The 21992-nt window shown below is 71.0% G+C and carries 21 protein-coding genes and 1 tRNA gene; 15 read left to right on the forward strand and 7 right to left on the reverse strand.

Features of this window, described 5'->3' with window-relative positions; translation table 11 throughout:
• Positions 1 to 130: 130 nt before the first annotated feature.
• From OHU34_RS27055 to OHU34_RS27085, 7 genes are all read left to right on the forward strand, one after another.
• Positions 131 to 1075, forward strand: coding sequence for a hypothetical protein (locus OHU34_RS27055; protein ID WP_405768706.1), 945 nt, complete (start codon positions 131 to 133; stop codon positions 1073 to 1075).
• Between the two features lie 175 nt (positions 1076 to 1250).
• Positions 1251 to 1538, forward strand: a complete 288-nt coding sequence (locus OHU34_RS27060) for a hypothetical protein (protein WP_142264378.1) — start codon at positions 1251 to 1253, stop codon at positions 1536 to 1538.
• A 169-nt stretch (positions 1539 to 1707) separates the two neighbouring features.
• Positions 1708 to 2208, forward strand: a complete 501-nt coding sequence (locus OHU34_RS27065; protein WP_142264377.1) for a DUF5949 family protein — start codon at positions 1708 to 1710, stop codon at positions 2206 to 2208.
• Positions 2208 to 2804: a vitamin K epoxide reductase family protein gene (locus tag OHU34_RS27070; protein WP_230195687.1), complete on the forward strand. Its 597-nt coding sequence runs from the start codon at positions 2208 to 2210 to the stop codon at positions 2802 to 2804. The genes OHU34_RS27065 and OHU34_RS27070 overlap by 1 nt, the downstream gene beginning before the upstream one ends.
• A 154-nt stretch (positions 2805 to 2958) precedes the next feature.
• A complete protein-coding gene (locus OHU34_RS27075; protein ID WP_142264375.1) occupies positions 2959 to 3480 on the forward strand; it encodes a hypothetical protein in 522 nt (173 codons plus the stop codon).
• Between the two features lie 272 nt (positions 3481 to 3752).
• A complete protein-coding gene (locus tag OHU34_RS27080; protein WP_405768711.1) occupies positions 3753 to 4235 on the forward strand; it encodes a tyrosinase family oxidase copper chaperone in 483 nt (160 codons plus the stop codon).
• Complete coding sequence (locus OHU34_RS27085) at positions 4219 to 5085, forward strand: tyrosinase family protein (protein WP_405768713.1); 867 nt, start codon at positions 4219 to 4221, stop codon at positions 5083 to 5085. Before OHU34_RS27080 ends, OHU34_RS27085 begins: the two co-directional genes overlap by 17 nt.
• A 138-nt stretch (positions 5086 to 5223) precedes the next feature.
• Here the strand turns inward: OHU34_RS27085 and OHU34_RS27090 are convergent, their stop codons facing one another.
• The 4 genes from OHU34_RS27090 to OHU34_RS27105 form a co-directional block, all read right to left on the reverse strand.
• On the reverse strand, positions 5224 to 5532 hold the full coding sequence (locus OHU34_RS27090) for a chaplin (RefSeq protein WP_142264373.1): 309 nt from the start codon (positions 5530 to 5532) through the stop codon (positions 5224 to 5226).
• Positions 5533 to 5672: 140 nt separating this feature from the next.
• On the reverse strand, positions 5673 to 5951 hold the full coding sequence (locus OHU34_RS27095; RefSeq protein ID WP_142264372.1) for an acyl carrier protein: 279 nt from the start codon (positions 5949 to 5951) through the stop codon (positions 5673 to 5675).
• The gene (locus OHU34_RS27100) at positions 5948 to 7069 is read right to left on the reverse strand and encodes an HAD-IIIC family phosphatase (RefSeq protein WP_142264371.1); all 1122 of its coding nucleotides are present in this window, start codon (positions 7067 to 7069) and stop codon (positions 5948 to 5950) included. The genes OHU34_RS27095 and OHU34_RS27100 overlap by 4 nt, the downstream gene beginning before the upstream one ends.
• Positions 7066 to 8886, reverse strand: coding sequence for a GNAT family N-acetyltransferase (locus OHU34_RS27105; protein WP_405768717.1), 1821 nt, complete (start codon positions 8884 to 8886; stop codon positions 7066 to 7068). The genes OHU34_RS27100 and OHU34_RS27105 overlap by 4 nt, the downstream gene beginning before the upstream one ends.
• 493 nt (positions 8887 to 9379) lie before the next feature.
• Here OHU34_RS27105 and OHU34_RS27110 point away from each other — a divergent pair, with 493 nt between their 5' ends.
• Entirely contained in the window at positions 9380 to 9760 is a 381-nt protein-coding gene (locus OHU34_RS27110) for an S-adenosylmethionine decarboxylase family protein (protein WP_020132946.1), read from the forward strand.
• Positions 9761 to 9866: 106 nt separating this feature from the next.
• On the opposite strand, the gene OHU34_RS27115 is transcribed toward OHU34_RS27110, so the two are convergent.
• The gene (locus OHU34_RS27115) at positions 9867 to 10583 is read right to left on the reverse strand and encodes an alpha/beta fold hydrolase (RefSeq protein ID WP_142264369.1); all 717 of its coding nucleotides are present in this window, start codon (positions 10581 to 10583) and stop codon (positions 9867 to 9869) included.
• 77 nt (positions 10584 to 10660) lie between these two features.
• Between OHU34_RS27115 and OHU34_RS27120 the strand changes: the two genes are divergently transcribed.
• The gene (locus tag OHU34_RS27120; protein WP_235034501.1) at positions 10661 to 11449 is read left to right on the forward strand and encodes a 4'-phosphopantetheinyl transferase superfamily protein; all 789 of its coding nucleotides are present in this window, start codon (positions 10661 to 10663) and stop codon (positions 11447 to 11449) included.
• Positions 11450 to 11819: 370 nt separating this feature from the next.
• Positions 11820 to 12137 (forward strand): hypothetical protein, encoded by a 318-nt coding sequence (locus OHU34_RS27125; RefSeq protein ID WP_405768721.1) that lies wholly within the window; start codon positions 11820 to 11822, stop codon positions 12135 to 12137.
• Positions 12138 to 12369: 232 nt separating this feature from the next.
• Here the strand turns inward: OHU34_RS27125 and OHU34_RS27130 are convergent.
• Positions 12370 to 12442 (reverse strand) — tRNA-Arg (locus OHU34_RS27130).
• 321 nt (positions 12443 to 12763) lie between these two features.
• Here OHU34_RS27130 and OHU34_RS27135 point away from each other — a divergent pair.
• The 4 genes from OHU34_RS27135 (at position 12764) to OHU34_RS27150 (ending at position 19155) form a co-directional block, all read left to right on the forward strand.
• Complete coding sequence (locus OHU34_RS27135; RefSeq protein ID WP_405768723.1) at positions 12764 to 14371, forward strand: dynamin family protein; 1608 nt, start codon at positions 12764 to 12766, stop codon at positions 14369 to 14371.
• 3 nt (positions 14372 to 14374) lie between these two features.
• Positions 14375 to 16561: a YfjP family GTPase gene (locus OHU34_RS27140; protein WP_405768725.1), complete on the forward strand. Its 2187-nt coding sequence runs from the start codon at positions 14375 to 14377 to the stop codon at positions 16559 to 16561.
• A 338-nt stretch (positions 16562 to 16899) separates the two neighbouring features.
• The gene (locus OHU34_RS27145; protein WP_405768727.1) at positions 16900 to 17388 is read left to right on the forward strand and encodes a single-stranded DNA-binding protein; all 489 of its coding nucleotides are present in this window, start codon (positions 16900 to 16902) and stop codon (positions 17386 to 17388) included.
• Between the two features lie 348 nt (positions 17389 to 17736).
• Entirely contained in the window at positions 17737 to 19155 is a 1419-nt protein-coding gene (locus OHU34_RS27150; protein WP_405768729.1) for a TQXA domain-containing protein, read from the forward strand.
• Between the two features lie 398 nt (positions 19156 to 19553).
• Here the strand turns inward: OHU34_RS27150 and OHU34_RS27155 are convergent, their stop codons facing one another.
• Complete coding sequence (locus OHU34_RS27155) at positions 19554 to 20078, reverse strand: HAD domain-containing protein (RefSeq protein WP_142264363.1); 525 nt, start codon at positions 20076 to 20078, stop codon at positions 19554 to 19556.
• Between the two features lie 249 nt (positions 20079 to 20327).
• Here OHU34_RS27155 and ettA point away from each other — a divergent pair, with 249 nt between their 5' ends.
• Positions 20328 to 21992 carry an energy-dependent translational throttle protein EttA gene (gene ettA / locus OHU34_RS27160; protein ID WP_142264362.1) on the forward strand — a complete coding sequence of 555 codons (1665 nt, stop codon included), beginning with the start codon at positions 20328 to 20330 and terminating at the stop codon, positions 21990 to 21992.

Raw genomic sequence — 21992 nt, forward strand, 5'->3', positions numbered from 1 at the left:
GCCCTCTCACCAGGGGTGATGCGAGTGAGCTGGGAGAACAGCCGTCACACAAAGCGATCGATCTGTTGCGGAGGGCGACGGTCGTTTGCACGGTGGGGATGAGACCCGACGCAATCGAAAGGATTCCCCCATGCGTGGTCTGCCCGTACGGCGTATTGCTTCCACCGCACTTTGCGCCACCCTTGTCCTCGGCATCGCCGGCCCCGCCGCCATGGCGGCCGACGGAGCCGCTGCCCGTGAGCGCAACGTCGCGGCGTCGAATACGCCCGTCGCCGGCACCGACGCGCTGCTCGCCCAGGCCCAGGGCCTCGGTGAGCTCGGCACTGTCATCACCCCGGTAGCCAACCTCCTCGACACCGTCCTCAAGGCCGACGACGGCCAGCTCACCGCCGACCAGGCGGCCGAGCTCGGCGACGCCGTCAAGGCCGCCGTCGCCAAGATCACGGCGACGACCCCGACGACCCCGGCCACTCCGGCCACCCCGGCGACTCCGGCGACTCCGGCCGACCCCGAGGCGGAGCCGGCCGACCCGGCCGCCGAGGTCCCGGCGAAGCCCGAGGTCCCGGCCGACCCCGCTGCCGAGGTCCCGGCGAAGCCCGAGGTCCCGGCCGACCCCGCTGCCGCGGTCCCGGCGAAGCCCGAGGTGCCCGCCGACCCCGCTGCCGCGGTCCCGGCGAAGCCCGCGGTGCCCGCCGACCCGGCCGTCGTGCTGCCGGCGAAGCCCGCGGTGCCCGCGGACTCGGCCGTCGTGCTGCCGGCGAAGCCCGCGGTGCCGGCCGACGCGGCCGCCGCTCTGCCGGCCAAGCCCGTGCTCAGCAAGGGCGGTGACGACGCCAAGGCGAAGGCCGCCGCAGACCCGGTGTCCGACGCCGTCGCCGCGCTGGACAAGGCGGTCGCCGCTCTTCTCGCGGCCGCGACGTCCCTCGACGTCAGCCAGGTCGCCCCGGCGGTGACCGGGGTGGTGTCCAGCCTGCTCGACCTGCTCAGCGCCACGCTGGCCGGCGCCGGTCTGACCCTGCCGACCCTGCCCGTCGAGGCACCGGCCGCGGCCGTGCCGGCGCTGCCCACCAGCTGACGGTCGCTCCCTGATTTCCGCACCCCGGCATTCCGCCGGGGTGCGGAAATTTTCTGCGTACACGGTTTCCGCTCTCGGCGGGGCTCGTTAGGCACGACGTCAGAATTTCCCCGGTGACTCGAGTAGCCGATTCGCCAAGTGGCCGATTCGCCGGGTCGCCGAAGAAAGGAATCCGATGAAGTCCCTGAAGGCTGCCGCTGTCGTTGCCGGATCCATGGTCCTCGCCGGTGCCGCCGTGCCCGCGTTCGCGACCCCCGCCGACCTCACGCCCACCAGCCTCAACGGTGCCGTGGACACCCTCACCAGGGGGCCCATCAACCTGGAGGACGCGATGCCCGTCCAGCACCAGTCGGACGCGCTCGACACCGAGAACAAGGACTCCGTGCTCAGCACCGTCAAGGGCGCGACGGGTGCCCTCAACAACCACGACGCCCTCCTCGGCGGGCTGCCGCTGCAGGGCTGAGTCGCCTTTCCCGAGAGGGCCGGTCCCGTCACCGACGGGACCGGCCCTCGGCGCTGTTCGAGGCGGGTCGAGCGGCGCGTCCCTCGTTCGTGTGGAGCAACGGACCGGCGTCCTCCGGTCGGGTGAGAACAGGCCCGAACGCCCCCCTGTGCGTCGATAGGGTCGCGCGGTGACCTCAACCCCGAGCGCAACCCGCCCCTTCCGCGTGGCCGACCTTGGCACCCTCGTCGTGATGCCGTGGAGCGGCGAGGCCCCCGACGGCAGCGACATGCCCTACCTCCTTGCCTACTCCCTCGGTGACACCGCGGAAGGCCCCGAGGGGACCGCCGTCGCCGTCGCGCGTCTGCTCACCGACAACGGCATGCCCGTCGGCGGGGACGTCGTCGACGGCACCGAGCGGTCCAGCCTGCCGTTCACCCTGCTCGTCCAGTCCGGTGCGGCCGTCCTGAGCATGCCGGGCCTCAACGCCCAGTGCCTCCCGCCGCAGGAGTGGCTCGCGGCCGTCGAGCAGCGCGGCTACGCCTACCTCGTCCTCACCACCCGCGCCTGGCCGGAGGCCGTGCCCGGCCGGGCCGTCACCCCCGACCAACTGGCCGCGTTCGCGGGCGCCCACGAGACCCTGAAGGCCGCCGCACACATCGTCCTGCCCGCTCGCAGTCTGCGCGGCTGATGCGCCGGCCGCACCCGCCGCCCGCGGGCGGCGGCCGCGCGTACGCCCTGTTGCTCGTCCTCACCGGTGCGGCCGGACTGCTGGCCGCCTGGGTCATCACCCTCGACAAGTTCAAGCTGCTGGAGGACCCCGGCTTCACCCCCGGGTGCAGCCTCAACCCGGTCGTCTCCTGCGGCAGCGTCATGACGAGCGACCAGGCCTCGGCGTTCGGGTTCCCCAATCCGATGCTGGGCCTGGTCGCCTACGGGATCGTCGTGTGCGTCGGCGTGAGCCTGCTGGCCGGTGCCGTCTTCCCGCGCTGGTACTGGCTGACCTTCACCGGCGGCTGTCTCTTCGGTGTCGGGTTCGTGTCCTGGTTGCAGTTCGAGTCCCTGTACCGGATCAACGCGCTGTGTCTGTGGTGCTGTCTGGCCTGGGTCGCCACGATCCTCATGTTCTGGTACGCCGTCGCGTTCGACGTACGCCACGCGTTCCTGCCGGCCCCGGCGGGAGTGCGGAACTTCCTCGCCGAATTCACCTGGGTACTTCCGCTGCTGCACATCGGGGTGATCGGCATGCTGATCCTGACCCGATGGTGGGATTTCTGGACTAGCTGACCATCACTCCGTCGTACCGATGTGCCCTTAGCTCTGTATGGCATGAGCACTATTACGGCACTCGGGGGAATTGTGAACTGATGTCGTTTTCCGGCTCGTTACCCGGTACGGACGCAACGCCCCCCGAACCCCTCCGAAAGGGCCCGTACCCGAGATGAAGTCGACCACCCGAGGAACCCTCGCCGCAGTCATCACGTGCGTGGCGGCCGCAGCCGGTGCCGCCGCCTCCGTGACCCCCGCCGCCGCGATCGGCACGGTGCCCGTTCCCGTACCGCTCGACGGCGTCGAGAAGTCCCTCAACGTGGAACTGCCCACGATCGGCGGCGAGATCCCCCTGCCGACGCCCGGTGCGCCCGAGGGACCGCGTTTCGTCGAGGGCCGGCTCATCCCCGACCGGGTCGTTCCGCAGCTGCCGGTCGCCGCGGGGCTGCCCGGTGTGGGGCTGCGCGCGCCCCTGCCGGAGGTCCTGGGAAGCGACTTCAACCACCTCGGCCTAGACGCCCCCGCCTCCGACCTGCGCACGCAGGGCCCGGGCCTGACCCTGGACGCCCCGCTGACCGCGCCCAACCCCGACCGCTTCGGCCTGCCGGACCTCCAGCTGCCCCAGGCGGGAGTGATCAGCCCGGTCCTGCGGACGGTGCCCGGCGCGGACCTCGGTGTGGGCGAGGGTCTCTAGCCCCTTTGGCGGACGAACCGCCACGAACCACGGGCCCGGACGCCGTCGTCCGGGCCCGTCGCCGTGTCCGGATCCGTGCCCCCGGCGGACCGTTCGGGCGCCTGCCGGTGACCAGGAGGGCCGCCGGGCGGTTACTCCCATGGAAACGCTGCGGAAAGCCGCTACAGAAACCCGCCATGCAGACCTGCTGCAGAAACCCGTTACAGAAACCCGCTACGGACAGCCGGACCGGATCAGCGAACCGGGCCGGTGCACCGGACGAGGAGCACACCATGGTCGTCAGCGTCGACGGAGTACCCGTGACCGCAGTGCCGGTGGTCACGGGCAGACCCGTCGCGGCGCGCGGCGCGCGGCGACGGGACCTGCTGCGCGGGCTGCTCGGCGCCGCCGCGGCCCTCGCGATCGTCCCCGTCGTCACCGCCTCCCGGCCCTCGCGCCCGGTGGACGGCGGCCCCACGGACTCCTTCGACGAGACCTACCGGGGCCGGCACATCCAGGGCGTCCTCGCCTCGACGGGAACCGCGACCGCGGCGGAGGTGAGGTGGGACATCACGGTCGACGGCCGCCCCCTGCACCTCATGCGCCGCGCCGACGGCACCTGGCTGAGCATGGTCGACCACTACAGCTCGTACGCCACCCCGCTGGAGGCGGCCCGTGCCACCGTGGACGGGCTCGGCCCGGGGGAACGGCTGCGCGCGGCGGATCCAGCACACCGACACCCGCACATGGGGGGAGACCATGGCCTACACCCGTAAGGACGTCAGCACACTCACCGGCGCCGAACGACGGCGCTTCGTGAAGGCGCTGCTGGAGATCAAACGGAAGGGCGAGTACGACGAGTTCGTCCGCATGCACATCGACTACTACGTGTCCGACGGCGACGGAGGCTTGCGGACGGCCCACATGGCGCCCTCGTTCCTGCCCTGGCACCGCAGGTTCCTGCTGGACCTCGAGCAGGCACTGCGCCGGGTCGACTCCTCGGTGACGGTGCCCTACTGGGACTGGACGCGCGACCGCACCGCGACCGCCGCGCCCTGGACCAAGGATCTCCTCGGCGGCAACGGACGGCGCTCCGACCACCAGGTGACGACCGGGCCGTTCGCCTACGCCACCGGCGACTGGACCATCAAGGAGAACGTGACCGACGGGGAGTTCCTCACCCGGGACCTGGGCCGGGCCGCCGCCCCGATCGACTTGCCCACCGGGAGCGACGTGGACCGGGCGCTCCAGGACCCCGTCTACGACACCGAGCCCTGGGACTCGACGGTCACCCGTGGCTTCCGCAACAAGCTGGAGGGGTGGGGCACCGGATCGGGCAGCGCCGCCTGGCGCAACCACAACCGGGTGCACCGATGGGTCGGCGGGGTCATGCTCGGCGGCGCGTCGGTCAACGACCCCGTCTTCTGGCTGCACCACGCCTTCGTCGACCTGCTGTGGACCCGCTGGCAGAGCAGGCACCGCGAACACCGCTACCTGCCCGCCGAACCGCCGGGGCCGACCAGTAGCCAGTACCGCCGGGTCGTCGCCAGGCAGGAGAAGCTGCCCCCGTGGGACGTGACCCCGGACCAGTTGGAGGACGCGTCCCGGATCTACCGGTACGCCTGAGCGGGTCGCGGTGAGCCCGTCGTGGTGAACCGCCCGCGGACAGCGGGAGAGCCCCGGCGCTCGAGGTGCCGGGGCTCTCCTGGTGGTACGTACGCGGGGTACGACCGGGGTGTACGTCCGGGACGTACGGGGTGAAGCTCAGCCGCCGTAGCCGCCGTGCTTGTCACCGTGCTTGTCGTGGTGCTTGTCGCCACCCTTGTCGTGGTCGCTGACGTTGGCGCAGGTGTTGCCGAAGGCGGGGTTCAGCAGGCCGATGACGCTGATGCTGTTGCCGCAGACGTTGACCGGGATGTTGACCGGAACCTGGACGACGTTGCCCGACAGGACACCCGGCGAACCCACGGCCGCGCCCTGCGCACCCGCGTCCGCCATGGCCAGGCCGGCTCCGCTGACCACCACGGCGCTGGTGCCGAGGGCAACAGCGGCCACCTTCGCGATGCGAGACATCACGTTCTCCTTAGGGATTCGGTTCGTGCGATGGCAGGGGGCGCCGCCGCACTCCCCGTTCAACGCCGACACCGTGAGCGGGTCACGGTGCGTTCGGACGGATCACCCTTTTTGAACAGGACGGTCGTACAGTCGGGTGGCTAGTGCGACTGGAGATGTGTCGCGACGAAGTCGGTCAGGGTGGCGATCGACTGGAGGCTGTCCAGGCTCAGATCCAGCGCGGCCACGTCGACGCCGTAGCGCTTGTCGACCGTGCCCAGCAGGGTCACGCCGGCCAGCGAGGTGAGACCGATCTCCGGGCCGAACAGATCGGTGTCGGCGGGGAGTTCCGCGACCACCGCCTCGTCCAGACGGGCCGCCTCCGCGATCAGTGAACGGAGCTCCCGTTCCACCGCGGCCCGTTCTTGGATGTCCGTCACGCTTCGGCGTCCTCTCGGTCGGATACGTGCAGCCACGCGGGTGACCCGGGCAGGTCGCCCTGAAGTGTCCTGCCCAGGACCGCCGAATCCGCGGCGGTGGCAGGGGCGGCGGTGGTGGTGCTGGTGGCGGTGGCGTCCGTGCGGCGCAGGCCCGCCTGGCGCAGCAGGATGCGCATCTCCAGGTTGGCGTCCGTCGGGCGCAGGGTGACCCGGAACTCCTCGGCGCCGGCCTCGCGGGCCCGCTCCATCAGCCGGAACAGGAAGGCCGCCGCCGCGCCCCGGCCGGCCACCCGGCAGGAGAGGGCGAGCAGCGGGACGGACCAGGTGGCGGAGGCGCCGCCGTCGGCGCGCTGCGTGCGGTCGACGAGGGCGGCGCCGATGATGCCGTACTCGCCGAAACGGTCCGTCATGCGGGCGGTGTAGAGCTCGTGTCCGTCCGAGGAGGCCAGCTCGCGCAGGCGGTCGGGGGTGAGACCGGAGGAGTTCAGCCGGTGGGTACGGGCGGCGAGCTCCAGCGCGCGCGGGATCTCGTCGGCCGTGGCCGCGCCGACGGTGAGGCGCATGTCGCACCAGCGCAGGAACTCCTCGCGCGAGCCCTCGAAGCGTTCGCCCTCGGCCCTGCGGGTCTCCTCCGTGCGGTAGCGGCGCACGCGTTCCCGGGACTCGGCGGTGACCTCCCGGCCCTCGAACGCGGCCAGCAGCGCGGGCACGTCCTCGGGCGCGAGGGTGCGCACGCCCGGCAGCAGGGCCTCGACCTCGGCGCGCTCGTAGGGGGAGTCGTCGACCAGGACCAGGGCGTCCACCGCGATGCCGAGGTCCTTGGCGATCCTGCGCAGCGACTCGCTCTTGTCCTGCCAGGACACCTGCGGGGCCAGGAAGCGCGCCCGCACCTGCGGCACTGCGTCCAGCCGGTCGAGCACCGAGGGCGCGCTGCGGCTCGCGATGCTGCTGAGCACACCGCGGGCCGCCAGGGCGTCGATCGCGGCGAGCGCCGCGGGGCGGGGCGTGGGCAGGTCGTCGGTGGCCGACTCGACGGCGATCTCGTCCCACAGGGTGCCGTCGAGATCCCAGACGACGCACTTGACGCCGTCGGGATCGAAGCCGTCCGTGACGCTCATCGGGCGCTGCCTCCCTCCGGCTCGCCCTCGGGGAGGAACAGTTTCATCGACAGGCTGGTGGGGTCGAAGCCGAACTTGCGGTACACCGTGCGCATCGGGACGTTGCCCACGTGCACTCGGCCGACGACCTCGGTGATGCCGCCGGCCAGGCAGAACTCCAGACCGGCGGTGAGGAGGAGTTCGGCGACGGCGCTGCGGTTGTCCACCGGGGACACCGCAAGGGAACGGAAGTTGGCGTAGCGGTCGCCGGTCATCGCGTTCTGGTTGATGCTCACCCAGCACCAGCCGACGGGTTCCTCGCCCGGGCCGTGGGCGACGATCATGCCCTCCTTCGACTTCTCCATGGCACGTCCGAGGCGGGACGCCCACCGCGCGGGGTCGTCGATGGCGTCCTCGCCGAAGGAGACACGGGCGATCTCGGCCTCGAACCTCCCGATGGCCGGCAGATCACGCTCGTCGGCCTGGCGAGTGACGTACGGCCGGGCCCGCTCGGCGAGGGCGGCACGGTCCTGCTCGGCCGGCGGACGCCAGCCGTAGGTACGTCCGACGGGAGCGGCGGGCGCCGGAGCCGGAGCGGATGCCGGAGCCGGTGTGGGGGCTGCCTGCTGGACGGGGGCCTGGACGGGAACCTGGACTGGGGCCGGGGGCTGCTCGGCCGGGGGCGCCGGATCCTCCGCCGGGACCAGGCGACCGGGGCGGAAGGGGCCCTTGCCGCAGTTCGGGCAGCCCTCCTCGCGCAGGGCGGCGACCGCGGTCCAGCGGGCGCCGGGCCCGACGCGGAGCCGGGCGTCGCACGCCACGCACGTGTACTCGCGCTGCCGGGTCCGCTTGTCGCCCGTGTACAGGGGACCGCTGAACTCGCCCGCGTGGGAGGGAGCCGTCGAGGTGGTGGTGAGCAGGTGCTGGAAGAAGCCGACACCGCCGAGGATGCCGCTGCCCTCGTACTCGTTGAAGTTGCGGACGAAACCGTTGGTGACCAGGCCCAGCCCCATGATCTCCCGCTGTACCTCCAGCATCTCGTCCGGGCTCTTGCCGCCGAACGAGAAGAAGACGCTGTGCGAGGGGCCGGGCCGCAGCCCCTCCACGGCACGGGAGAGGAAGAGGCGGGCGCCTTCGGCGGTGTACGGCGGGTCGGTCATGGCCACGTCGTGCTGCTCGTGGAGCTCGGCGGGCAGCGGCAGGCGCAGGTCGTGCTGGACGGTCTCGACACGGGTGCCGAGACCGGCCGACACCTTCTGGATGTAGTCGAGGATCTCCGGGGAGATGTCCACGACGGTCACCCGCTCGACGATCGGAGCGCCGAGCACGTCGCCCACCACGGCGACGGCGAGGGACACCAGGTCGTCGTCGCCGATCAGCAGCAGGGAGCCGCCGGGCAGCGCGCCCGCCGTGAGCAGCGCGAGCACCCGGCGCACCTTGGTCTCGGCCGTGCAGTGCGACTGGTCGATCGCCATGTCCGCGGCGGGACCCGACTCCATGAGGGCACGCAGCCGCCGTACGGCTTCGTCCAGGACGTCGGGGATCACGAGCTCGCGCCCGTCACAGGTGGTGCAGGTGGCGTCGAGGGTCAGGTCCATGCCGAGCTGGGCGACGAGGTCCAGACCGGCCTCGGTCAGCCGGGACGGACGCTGTGTGGTGACGAATCCCCGGCGGCGCAGTTCGTTCCCCAGGGCGGCCACGATCGGGACGGGCAGCCCGGTCGCGCGGCTGAGGTCCTTCGTGGACGCGGGCGCCAGACGGCGCAGGGCGCGCAGGACGGACCGGACTCCGGGCGGGCCCTCCTGGAGCCGGACCGCTTCCGCGACTTCCGTGAGCACGGAATCCGCGGTGGTGCTCCGAGGGTGCCGACGCGCGTTCGTCACAATGCTGCTCCAGGCAAGCTGATTGATGGATTCCGGGACTATCGAGTATACGGGCTGGTACGCAGGCCTTCGGACCCGCTCGGACGGTGGGGAATCGGCGGGGAAACGATGCGGAATTCGAGTGGCGTCAGGGCGGGTTCCGGGGAATCCCGTGAAGGCTGCGCATGTTCCGAATGGAATTCTGTTCGCTGTGCTGCCGTGACGTTCGAGGGTGAGTTTGGAAAAGGGTTCCCGGAAGGGGTGCGGTGGGTTTTCGGGTGAATTCCCCGGACCCCCTGCCCTCTCCTTGACGCGGTGCACGCGCGAGCCCTGGAGCGCCCCGGATGCTACGCTGGGTACCATCGAGCGCCGCTTACCGGCCTCGCAACCTTCCCCTTTGGCCGCGCGGACCAGCGCAGATCTATGTGAAAGGAGACGGGGGCAGCGGTTCGTCACCCCCGGTTTCCCCATGACCAACTCCGCCAACCTCGCCACCGAGGGTATAAACGTCGACGATCTGTGCTCTTATGCCGTCGATGTATGGGTGAGCGATCACAGCATCCTGACCGACGAGGAGCGCCTCCTCCAGGTGCTGCGCACGGCCGCTGAAAAGGGAAACGCCACGGTTCTCGGCGAGGCGTCGCACGTTTTCCCGAACGGTGCCGTCACCGCGATTCTCCTGCTTTCCGCATCGCACCTGAGCATTCACACCTGGCCCGAATTCAGCCTGGCCAACGTCGACCTGCTCGCCTATGGCCGGCTCAACGGCGAGCGGATGATGCAGAGCGTGGAGGTCGGCCTTTCGCCGACGCGGATCAACGTGACGCGCATGCTGCGCGCGGTGCACTGACCTGCTTCGACGGGTTTGGCTCGTTCATCTGATCCGACCGGCTCGACCGATTCACCGAACTGCTTTCCGACCTGCTCAGCCGCAGGCCCCACAGCCCTCACCGCCCTTACAGCCACCCCGACAGCGACTCGACGAAAGCGTCGAACCGGTCCCGGTGGATCGCGTGCGGCGCCTCGGGCACGGTACGCACCTCGAAACCGCGTCGCACCAGTTCCGCCCGCATCTCCGCGCTGACGAGCATGCTCGGGTCCGAGGTCTGGACGAGAGAGGGCACCAGAGCCTTCTGCGGCGTGTGGTCGATGTGCCGGTGGGAGGAGAGCGCGAGCGCCGTTTTCTCGTCCCATCGGTCGAGGGCCTGGCGCTCGGCCGCGGCCCGCTTGTCGAGTCGCTCGTCCGGTTCCCCGTCGCGCGGCGGGCGGGAGAGGGCGGCCAGAGCGCGGGACGAGCGCTTGAAGAGCGTGAAGAGGGCCGGATCCAGGGACCCGTGGGCCCCGGCGAGTTGCCAGGCCGGTTCCGAGTAGACGGCGCGGGCCGGTTGCAGGTCCGCCACCGCCAGGGCCAGGGCCAGCGCGCCCAGCGAATGGCCCAGCGCCACTTCCGGGGCGTGCGGCAGCGTGTCGAGGAGATCCTCGGCGAAGAGCCGGGGCTCGTACTCCCCGCGCGCGCTGACGCCGTGCCCGCGCAGGTCCACGGCGAGGACGCGGTAGCCCCGTCCGGTCAGAACCGGGATCAGCTCGTGCCACGTGCGGTGGTCGGACATGATGCCGTGGACGAGGACGGCGACGCGCTCGCCCGTTCCCCACTCCTGTGTGTGCAGTCGCATGCGGCTGCCCCTCGTGTGGTGTGGTGTGAGCAGGAGTGTAGTGGCGTGGGCTGATCATCGAACCAGGACGAGGCGCTGTGACAGGACACCCGGTGCAGGTGTGGTGGGCCCGTCTGGAGGACGCCCGGACGGGTCTGCGGGCACTCCTCGATCCCGTGGAACGCGTCCGGTACGAGTCGACCGTCGACCCTGCGGGCAGGGGGCGGTTCCTCGTCGGCTGCGCCCTCAGCCGTCTGGTCCTCGGCGAACTGCTCGGGCTGCCCCCGGCGGACGTCCCCCTGCGCCGCGTGTGTCCACGCTGCGGCGGGTCACACGGCAAGGTCCACCTCGCACTACCGCCGGACGACCCTGCGGGCACCCCTCCGGCCTACGACCACTCCGTCGCCTTCTCCGTCACCCACAGCGGCGCGCTCGTCGGCGTGGCGGTCTGCCGGGGTGGTGAGGTGGGCCTCGACGTAGAGGAGTCCCACGCCGACATGGACGTCGACTCCGCCGCCCGTGTCGCCCTGTCCGACGCGGAACTCGCCGCGCTGTACGCCCGCCCGGCAGCCGAACGGCAGCCGGCCTTCCTGCGCACCTGGACGCGGAAGGAAGCCGTGCTCAAGGCGCTTGGCGTGGGGCTGGCGGTGCCGCTGCGCGAGCTTGAGGTATCCGGACCCGAGCAACCACCGGCCGTCCTCGCCTGGCCCGCCCGACTCGCCACCCGGCCCCACATGATGAGCATGGCGGACATGGTCGTCGACGGCATGCATCCCGCGGCGGTGGCGGTCGCCGGGGCGGGGGATGGGGGTGGGCGAGGGGAGGCCGACGGGGTGCGGGTCACCGTGCACGACGGCTCGGGGACGCTGGCCGCGTACGACCGTTGACCACCCGGTCACGCGGATCCTCGGCAGAAAGCCGGCTCGGGCTACGCCCGTCCAGTCGGGTGCAGTCGGATGTCAGCGGAACAGCTCTGGCACCGGGCAGACCTCCGATGCCTCCTCCGGCCGGTCGGCCCAGCCCCACCAGGCATGCCTATCGGCACACCTCCACAGCGACCGGCAGGCCCGTAGGCCGTCGTCCTCCCGCCCGGACAGTACGAGGCCACCGGATTCCATGGGCCGGCCGCAATCAGGACAGGCAGGGGCGTCGTTGGTCATGCGGCGGATCCTGGCGGAGCGACTGCCGCGTCCCCGAGTGACGAGGTCGGGCGCCGTCCCGAGAGGCGCTGTCACAGGGCGCGGCTACGTTGCGCGCATGACTGATATGGCTGACATGACTGGCAGGGATCCGCTCGTGCCGGCGCTCACCGGGATGCTCGTCGATGTCGTGTGGTGGCTGGAGAGCTGCGGGGACGAGGAGGTGGATCCCGATTCCGCGGTGAAGATCATGGAGAGCGTCGGCGGGGAACTGCTGCGCCTGCCCTCCGGCCAACGTGAGCGGCTCGTGCAGGTGCTCGTGGCCTTGGCCGAAGCGGAGCAAGACCCTGCGAGGCGCGACTTCCTGAAGGGATTCCCCTTCGCCATCGGCATGGTCGAGGACGAGGACGGCTCAGGACGCGGCTGCCTGACCTGAAACAGTGCCTGGAGGCTGCCGAGGGGCTGCCCGAGCCGGCCTACGGAGACCGAGGCTTCGCGCCGAGAATTTCGACACGTATTCGACAGGGCCACCCGCGAAATCCCGGTGACAGCCGGACAGCCCCGGAACCTTCCCTTGATCGTCGGGGGAGCCTCCGGGGCCGCGCCATGTCGCACGAAACGTGCTCTGAACAGCAAAAATGCCCTCCCGAAGGGAGGGCGGAGACTTGCGCCCCCGGCAGGACTCGAACCTGCGGCCAAGCGCTTAGAAGGCGCCTGCTCTATCCACTGAGCTACGGGGGCCGGGTGTGGTGGCCTCGTACGTGCTGCCCGGGTGTGGGCTGATCCGTGACGTTGCCGGGGACAAGGATAGGGCTCCCGGTTCCTTGTCCCGGTTGCTTCGCCTCCGTGGCTCAATGTGGAGGTTCGGTGAAGCGGTCCTGATAATCGCAGGCAGGTGCGAATCGTGCATCGCTTTTCGCGTCCCGGGCCACGGGTGTTGTGCACTCGTTATGCCTGCGCTGTGCCTCTGTCCCAGTCGTACCTTCCGCCCCTTGTGTCCTGTCGGCGCGCAGACATGCCTATATGCTTCATAAATCCCCTAAAATTGGGCATTCTTCGCATGTGGTGACCTTGGACGTACGGCCTCAGCTGCTCGACGCACTTTCCGCCCTGCGCGACCGTGTCGCCGCCGCACGCTTCCCGCTTCCCCTGGCGGGGGCCCCACGCGCGCGTGCCAACCGCGACGAACTGCTCGCCCAGCTCGACGACTATCTGGTGCCCCGGCTCAAGCAGCCCGACGCGCCGATGCTCGTCGTCGTGGGCGGTTCCACCGGCGCCGGCAAGTCGACCCTCGTCAACTCCCTGGTGGGCCAGCGCGTCAGCGAGGCGGGCGTGTTGCGGCCGACGACACGGACTCCGGTCCTCGTGTGCCATCCGGAGGACCAACACTGGTTCAGCGGCATGCGGGTACTGCCGCGGCTCACGCGCGTGTGGGCGCCCCATCAGGAGCCCGCGGACGATCTGCTGCTGCCCGGCGAGGACGGCAGACACGTGTTGCGGATCGAGACCGCAGACACCCTCCCACCGGGCCTCGCCATCCTGGACGCACCCGACATCGACTCCCTCGTGGCCGACAACCGCGTGCTCGCCGCCGAACTGATCTGTGCCGCCGACATCTGGGTGATGGTCACGACCGCCGCCCGATACGCCGACGCCGTGCCCTGGCACCTGCTCCGTACCGCCAAGGAGTACGACGCCATGCTCGTGACGGTCCTCGACCGGGTGCCCCACCAGGTGGTCTCCGAGGTGTCCCGGCAGTACGGCGCGCTGCTCACCAAGGCCGGGCTGGGCGACGTACCGCGCTTCACGGTGCCCGAACTGCCCGAGTCCGCGTGGGGCGGGGGGCTTCTTCCGGCCACCGCCGTGGCGCCGCTGCGGAACTGGCTCGTCCACCACGTCCAGGACCCCGGCTCCCGCCGCCATGCCCTGGCCCGTACGGCCCAGGGCGTCCTCGACTCCCTCAAGGCCCGGATGCCCGAACTGGCGGGCGCCGCCGCCTCGCAGCACGCCGCCGCGCTGCGCCTCACCTCGGCCGTCGACACGGCGTACGACACCGAGTACACGCGCGTGCGGGGCCGTCTGCAGAGCGGTGCCGTGCTCGCCGGCGACGCGCTCAAGCGCTGGCGGGCCTTCCCGCTGGACTGCACCGCCGGTGAACTCCTCGACGCCCTGGTGGAGAGCCTCGGCGCCCTCCTGCTGTGCGCCGTCACCGCCGCCGACGAACGCGTCGACGATGCCTGGCGGCGCGAACCGGCCTCGGACGCACCGGAGCTGACGGAACGGGATCCATCGTCGGAGAGCACCGAGCACCGGATCGGCCTTGCCGTACGACGGTGGCGGCGCGAGCTCGAGGAGTACGCCGAGGACGAGGTCCGCGGCCTCGAACGCGGTGTCGCGCCCGATCCGGAGTCGGTCGCCGCCCTCGTCGCCACCGCCCTGCTGGGAGGGCGCAGGGCGCGTTCGGCCGGGGAGGGCCTCGCCGAACGGATCGGTGCCCACGGGGCGCTGCGGCTGCGCGACCGCGCCGGACGGCTGCTCACCGAACACCTCGACCGCGTGCTGCAAACCGAGCGCGAACGGCGCCTCGCGCCCCTCGACGGGCTCGAAGTCCACCCCGAACCCCAGGCCGAACTCATCGCCGCGCTGTCCGTACTTCAGAAGGAGAGGTGACCGGTGACCGCCGTCACTGACCAGGACCACACGGACAACGACCACATGAACAACGACCACATGCACAACGACCACGCGGACCACGATCAGACCGACAGCGGCCGGATCGACAATGATCGGAAGAACAGCAAGGACAGCACGGACAGCAGCTCGGGCACGGGGGAGAACCCGGAAGCCGGGAAGCAGGAGCAGACGCGGGCGCAGGACCGCGTGGGTGCTGAGGACGGCGGTACGGCGGAGAAATCCGCGAAGGTGCCCGCGAGGTTGCCCGTGAGGAACTCCGCGAAGGAGCCCCGCGAGCAGGAGGCGGCCGTCCACGCGCGCGTGTCCGACGCCGACGGGGTCACCGCCCCACGCACGGCCGCCGGCACCGGCCCGCACGCGCCCTCCCGCAGGGAACCCGGTTCCGAACCCGGTACGGAACCGGGGGCAGATACGGGTGCGGACGCGGGTGCCGAACCGGGTTCGGACTCCGACGGGGCCTGGGACGACGGGCTCATCGCCCGCCGCTTGAGCGAGGCCTCCGCCGCCGAGCAGGCCGCCGTCATGGAGACCCGGATCGGCGGTGGCGGCGGGAGCACCCTGCCGTCGACCCCGCTCACTTACGACGCCCCCCTGCGGTCCCGGCTCGACGCGCTGCGTGAACTCGTGGGGCTCTCCCGCGCCCGGCTCGACAGCCGGACCCTCGCCGAGGCCGGCCGGGTGCTCGACGAGGCGGCGGCCCGGCGCAGGCTCTCCGGTCAGCACACCGTCGTCGCCATCGCGGGCGCCACCGGGAGCGGCAAGTCGCAGTTGTTCAACGCCCTCGCCGGAGTGAACATCTCGGAGACGGGCGTACGCCGCCCGACCACCTCCGCACCCATCGCGTGCAGTTGGAGCGACGGCGCGTCGACCCTCATCGACCGGCTGGGCATCCCGGGCCGGTTGCGCAGGCGGCCGGTGCAGAGTCAGGACGCCGAGGCGCAGTTGCGCGGGCTCGTCCTGATCGACCTGCCCGACCACGACTCGGCGGCCGTGCAGCACCGCGAGCAGGTCGACCGCGTTCTGGCACTCGTCGACGCCGTCATCTGGGTCGTCGACCCCGAGAAGTACGCCGACGCGATCCTCCACGAGCGCTACCTGCGGCCCATGGCGGGCCACGCGGAGATCATGTTCATCGTCCTCAACCAGGTCGACCGGCTGCCCGGCGAGGCCGCCGAGCTGGTCCTGGACGACCTGCGACGCCTGCTCGACGAGGACGGAGTCGCCCTCGGCGAGTACGGCGAGCCGGGCGCCACCGTGCTCGCCCTGTCCGCGCTCACCGGCGACGGCATCGGAGAACTGCGCGAAGTGCTCGGCCAGTTCGTCACGGAACGCGGCGCCGCGGCACGGCGGATCGCCGCCGATGTGGACGCCGCCGCGTGGCGGCTGCGGCCCGTCTACGCCACCGGGCGACGCACCGGGCTCAGCGAGGAGGCGCGGGACGAGTTCGCCGACTGCCTGGCGGACGCCGTGGGCGCCACCGCCGCGGGCGAGGCCGCCGAACGCGCCTGGCTGCGCAACGCGGGCCGGGCGTGCGGGACGCCGTGGCTACGGCTGTGGCGGTGGCAGCAGGACCGGCGCGACCCTCCCACCGGACGGCTGCCGCTGCGTGCTCCGGCCGACGAGGAGGCCACGGCACGGCAGCGCGTCGAGCAGGCGGTGCGCACGGTGTCCGAGCGGGCCTCGGCGGGGCTGCCCATGCCGTGGGCGCAGGCCGTGCGCGAGGCGGCCGTACGCGGGGCCGGCGGGCTGCCCGAGGCGCTGGACCAGCTGGCGGCGCGGGCCGGGCTGCCGCCGGGGCGGCCGCCGCGGCCGGGCTGGTGGCCGGTGGCCGTGCTGGCGCAGGCGTGCATGACCCTGCTCCAGGTGGTCGGCGGGCTGTGGCTGCTCGGACAGATCGTCGGGGTGCTGGCGCCGAACCTCGGGGTTCCGGTGCTGCTGATGGTGACCGGCATCATCGGCGGCCCGCTCGTCGAGTGGAGCTGCCGACTGGCGGCACGGGGGCCGGCCCGGCGGTACGGGCAGGACGCGGAGCGCCGGTTGCGGGAGGCGGCGGCCGGGTGCGGCCGGGCCCGTGTACTGGATCCCGTCGCCGCGGAACTGCTGCGGTACCGGGAGGTCCGTGAGCAGTACGGGCGGGTCACGGGGGTGGGGGCCGCCGCTCGGTGAGGTGCCGTGGTGATCCGCGACGGTGATCCACGAGGGGTGATCCGCGAGGGGTGATCCGCGAGAGCTGATCCGAGTTGGGTGATCCACAGTGCGCGGCGCGTGGATCACTCGTCCGGGTGGTGGAGTTTTCCACAGGCGGTGGGTGGTCCACAGCGCTCGGCGGGCCCGGTCCGACGGAGGCAGTCTGGCTTCGCGGTGATCGCGACGGATGCGGTCGCCGTGAGGGCGGTGACGGTACGCGGCGAAAGGGCCGCGGCTGTCACGGCGGACGCAGCCGTGCGGGACGGGCCCGTACGTGTACCCGGGCGGGGTGACCGTCCGGCGAGGAGGGGTTCACGATGAACGAGACGATGGTCTGCGCGGTCGGCAACGTGGCGACGCAGCCGGTCTACCGGGACCTGGCGGCGGGGGCGTCGGCGAGGTTCCGGCTGGCGGTGACCTCGCGCTACTGGGACCGCGAGAAGGGCACCTGGACCGACGGGCACACCAACTTCTTCACGGTGTGGGCCAATCGGCAACTGGCCACCAACGCGGCGGCCTCGCTGAACGTCGGCGACCCGGTGATGGTGCAGGGCAGGCTGAGGGTGCGTACGGAGTCGCGCGAGGGACAGCAGAGCCGGACGTCGGCGGACATCGACGCCGTGGCGATCGGCCATGACATCTCGCGGGGCACCTCCGCCTTCCGGCGCTCGGGCCAACCCGAGCCGATGGCCGTCGGCGCACCGGCGCGGCCCGAGCCCGAGTGGGAGACAGCGGCCGCCGATGCCACCGAGCCCGAGCCCGATACCCCAAAGAGCCGGCGGCGCGAGCCGGTGGCGGTGACATGAGCTGAGGGGCAGGACGGGGTTGGGCGGCGCGGTGCGGGAGGGAGCGAGGACGCGATGTCATGCGACGGAGTGGTGACGGACCGTCAATGCCGGTGCCGCGCCGACGCCGACCGAACTGTGGCTTATCGGCGTATGCGGTTCGAGCAACCAAGTGGATTTGTCGATAAGTCAGGCCTCTGGACGATCTTGGGGATAACGATTCCGAGTCGGATCGGCGATCCGATGAGATGACCGGGAAGCGCACTGCGCGACGTCTCTAGGATGCCGGACGTGGCTCACGGGGCTTCTGATTCTGCTGGTGGGACCCGTACCCCCCACATCAACGGGTCCTGCTCGAAGGGGAATTGTGTGATTTGTTCGTTCTCCGCGCCGCTCGCACGCGGGCGAGGGGCGGTCCGCCTCGCCGCGGCGGCGTTGGCATCCGGCCTCCTCGCCGTCGGTGCGATCGCCGGCGCGGGCACGGCCGCCGCCGCCGAGGTGACGCAGAGTCAGGGCGGGGCCACCGCGACGATAGGCGGCCTCAAGACCTACGGCACCGCGGTGATCCACGCCGACGGCGGCGACCAGGAGGTCTCGGCCGGCCTGTTCGAGATGTCCGTCGAGGGCGGCGGCACCTTGCAGACCTACTGCGTCGACCTCTACAACCCCACGCAGAAGGACGCCAAGTACCAGGAGACGCCCTGGAGCGGCACCTCGCTGGGTGCCAACAAGGACGCGGGCCGCATCCGTTGGATCCTTCAGCACTCCTACCCCCAGGTGAACGACCTGGCCTCGCTCGCGGACAAGGCCGGCATCGACGGCGGTCTCACCGAACAGGACGCTGCCACCGGCACTCAGGTGGCCATCTGGCGCTACTCGGACGGCGCGGACGTCGACGCCGTCGACGCGCAGGCCGAGCGGCTCGCGGACTACCTCCAGAAGGCTGCCCGCACCGTGGCGGAGCCCGAGGCGTCGCTGACCCTCGAGACGCCCGCCGTCTCCGGTCACCCCGGCGAACTCCTCGGCCCGGTGACCGTGCACACCAACGCGGGCGGTGTGACGGTGACGCCTCCGTTGGACGCCGCCACCAGCGGCGTGCGGATCGTCGGCAAGGACGGCAAGGTGGTCACGTCGGTGACGGACGGCAGTCAGCTGTTCTTCGACGTGCCGGCCGATTCGGCCGACGGCTCGGCCGAGCTCACCGTCCAGGCCTCGACCACTGTCCCCGTCGGCCGCGCCTTCACCTCCGAGAGCCGCAGCCAGACCCAGATCCTGGCCGGCTCCAGCGAGTCGACGGTGTCGGCGACGGCGAGCGCGACCTGGGCGAAGCAGGGCGCCATACCGGCACTGTCCGCGGCGAAGAACTGCGCGAAGAGCGGAGTGGACATCACGGCCGTCAACCAGGGCGACCAGGTGTTCACCTTCGAGCTGATGGAGACCGAGTACACCATCGCGGCCGGTGAGTCCCGGACGGTGACGATCCCGCTCCAGGAGGACCAGGCCTACGCCTTCACGATCAACGGTCCGCAAGGCGTCGAGAGCCGCTTCACCGGCGTCCTGGACTGCGAGACCCAGGCCGACGAGACCGCCGGCCTGACGACCCAGACCCTCAGCGAACCGAGCCCGGCCACCGTGGGCGGCACCTCCACCACCGACGACACCAACCTCGCCGCGACGGGGGGCACCAGCGCCACCCCGCTGATCGCCGGCACCGCCATCGGCCTGGTGGTCATCGGCGGAGCGGCCCTCCTGCTCGTGGGCCGCAAGGAGAACGAGACCCGCCACTGAGCGGAGTCGGCGGGCAGCGGCAGGCGCAGGCGCAGGGGCATCGAGGACACAATGCCGAGGTGCCCCCGACGCTCTCGGCGCCCTCGGTGCCGTCGACGTCCTCGGAGCCGTCGACGCGGAGAACTGGTCGGAGGTACCCCATCCGGCCTGGCATGGCTGGACCTGGTCGAACACGGCCCGGGGCCCCGGGTGAAGTCCGCGGCCCTCGGGCTGCTGTCCGAAGCGCATGGGGCGGGTGCTTACGTCACAGCGCACTGAATGAGTGGCGGACCGCCGACCAGTGATCGCCGCCGGGCCGTCCCTGGGCAGTCCGAGGTCAACCAAAGCGGACAGAGGCTGCCCACAGGTGAACGCCCCCACCCTGCACAGGCGAGAGGCACACCGGCGAGAAGCCGTGTTCATCTCGGCGCGACGATGCCGAGCCAATCGGTGATCGCGGAGAAGTCCGCGTCGGTGAGGCCCCGGGCCGGTTCTACGCGATGGAGCAGCGACGGCCCGGGGTGCTGGGCAGCGACCCAGTGGCGGTCCATGGAGCTGATCTCGTCGTCGACCCAGATGAATGGCCGGCCGTCGGCGTACTCGACGAGGCGGCGGGTCTTCCAGTGCAGGCCACGCGGGTCTGGCTCGGTGTCCGCGGTGGTGTCCGGCCACTCCGCCACAGGCAGGGTCGGGAGTCCGATCCGTGGGGCGACCACCACGTTCGCATTCTCCATCCAGGTCGTGGCCCATACGAGGTCGCAGCAGAGGGCCAGGAGGCGTGCCCCGATCCCGGGGGCAAGCCGCTCCAGCAGTGGGTTCCCCTGATCGGCAGGCGTCGGGACCCCGGTAGTGGCGGCCTGTGGGTGGCCGGGCACTGTCCCGAACGGGATGAGTGGACCATCGACGTCGAGGAAGAGGAGAGGACGCTGTGCTGCGCGTGTCACAGGCGCACGATAGCCCCGCCCGGTGAGGGAGTGGCGTCCTTGGGCTGGGCCGTCTTGGGCGGTCCCGGGTTCCCCGAGGGTGCTCGGCGGCGACCGACAGTGGCAGGTCGGCCACGGCCGTGTACGACGAAAGCCCAGCTCACAGCCCCCCGGCCGAATGGGTTAACACCCAGGGCTGGACCTCAGGCAAGATGGGGTGTATCTGCCCACCTGCCCACTGCCAGATCTCAAGCTGCCGGACGGTTTCTCTTGGCTGAGTACATCTACACCATGCGCAAGACGCGCAAGGCACACGGCGACAAGGTCATCCTTGACGACGTAACGCTGAGCTTCCTGCCCGGCGCGAAGATCGGTGTGGTCGGGCCTAACGGTGCCGGTAAGTCCACCGTTCTGAAGATCATGGCGGGGCTCGAGCAGCCCTCCAACGGAGACGCGTTCCTGTCGCCCGGGTACAGCGTCGGGATGCTGCTCCAGGAGCCGCCGCTCGACGAGTCCAAGACCGTTCTGGAGAACGTGCAGGACGGCGCGGCCGAGGTCATGGGCAAGCTCAAGCGCTTCAACGAGGTCGCCGAGCTGATGGCGACCGACTACTCCGACGCGCTGCTGGACGAGATGGGCAAGCTCCAGGAGGACCTGGACCACGCCAACGCGTGGGACCTGGACACCCAGCTGGAGCAGGCCATGGACGCCCTCGGCTGCCCGCCCGGCGACTGGCCCGTCACCAACCTCTCCGGTGGTGAGCGCCGCCGTGTCGCGCTGTGCAAGCTGCTGCTCGAGGCCCCCGACCTGCTGCTGCTCGACGAGCCCACCAACCACCTGGACGCCGAGTCCGTGCAGTGGCTGGAGCAGCACCTCGCGAAGTACCCCGGCACCGTCGTCGCCGTCACCCACGACCGGTACTTCCTCGACAACGTCGCCGAGTGGATCCTGGAGCTCGACCGCGGTCGCGCCCACCCTTACGAGGGCAACTACTCCACCTACCTCGACACCAAGGCGAGCCGCCTCAAGGTCGAGGGGCAGAAGGACGCCAAGCGTGCGAAGCGTCTGAAGGAAGAGCTCGAGTGGGTGCGGTCCAACGCCAAGGGGCGTCAGGCCAAGTCCAAGGCACGTCTCGCCCGGTACGAGGAGATGGCGGCCGAGGCGGACAAGATGCGGAAGCTGGACTTCGAGGAGATCCAGATCCCGCCGGGCCCGCGCCTGGGCTCCATCGTCGTCGAGGTCAACAACCTCTCCAAGGCCTTCGGCGAGAAGGTGCTCATCGACGACCTCAGCTTCACGCTGCCGCGTAACGGCATCGTCGGGATCATCGGCCCGAACGGCGCCGGCAAGACCACCCTCTTCAAGATGATCCAGGGACTCGAGGAGCCGGACTCCGGGTCCATCAAGGTCGGCGACACCGTCAAGATCTCGTACGTCGACCAGAGCCGCGAGAACATCGACCCGAAGAAGTCGCTGTGGGCCGTGGTCTCCGACGAGCTCGACTACATCAACGTCGGGCAGGTCGAGATGCCGTCCCGCGCGTACGTCTCCGCGTTCGGCTTCAAGGGCCCCGACCAGCAGAAGCCGGCCGGTGTGCTCTCCGGTGGTGAGCGCAACCGCCTCAACCTCGCGCTCACCCTCAAGCAGGGCGGCAACCTGCTCCTCCTCGACGAGCCGACGAACGACCTCGACGTCGAGACGCTGTCCTCCCTCGAGAACGCGCTGCTGGAGTTCCCGGGTGCGGCCGTGGTCGTCTCCCACGACCGGTGGTTCCTCGACCGGGTCGCCACGCACATCCTCGCCTACGAGGGCGAGTCCAAGTGGTTCTGGTTCGAGGGCAACTTCGAGTCGTACGAGAAGAACAAGGTCGAGCGGCTGGGAGCGGACGCGGCTCGTCCGCACCGCGCCACCTACAAGAAGCTGACCCGGGGCTGA

The sequence above is a fragment of the Streptomyces sp. NBC_00080 genome (assembly GCF_045041255.1).
Taxonomy (GTDB): Bacteria; Actinomycetota; Actinomycetes; order Streptomycetales; family Streptomycetaceae; genus Streptomyces; species Streptomyces coriariae.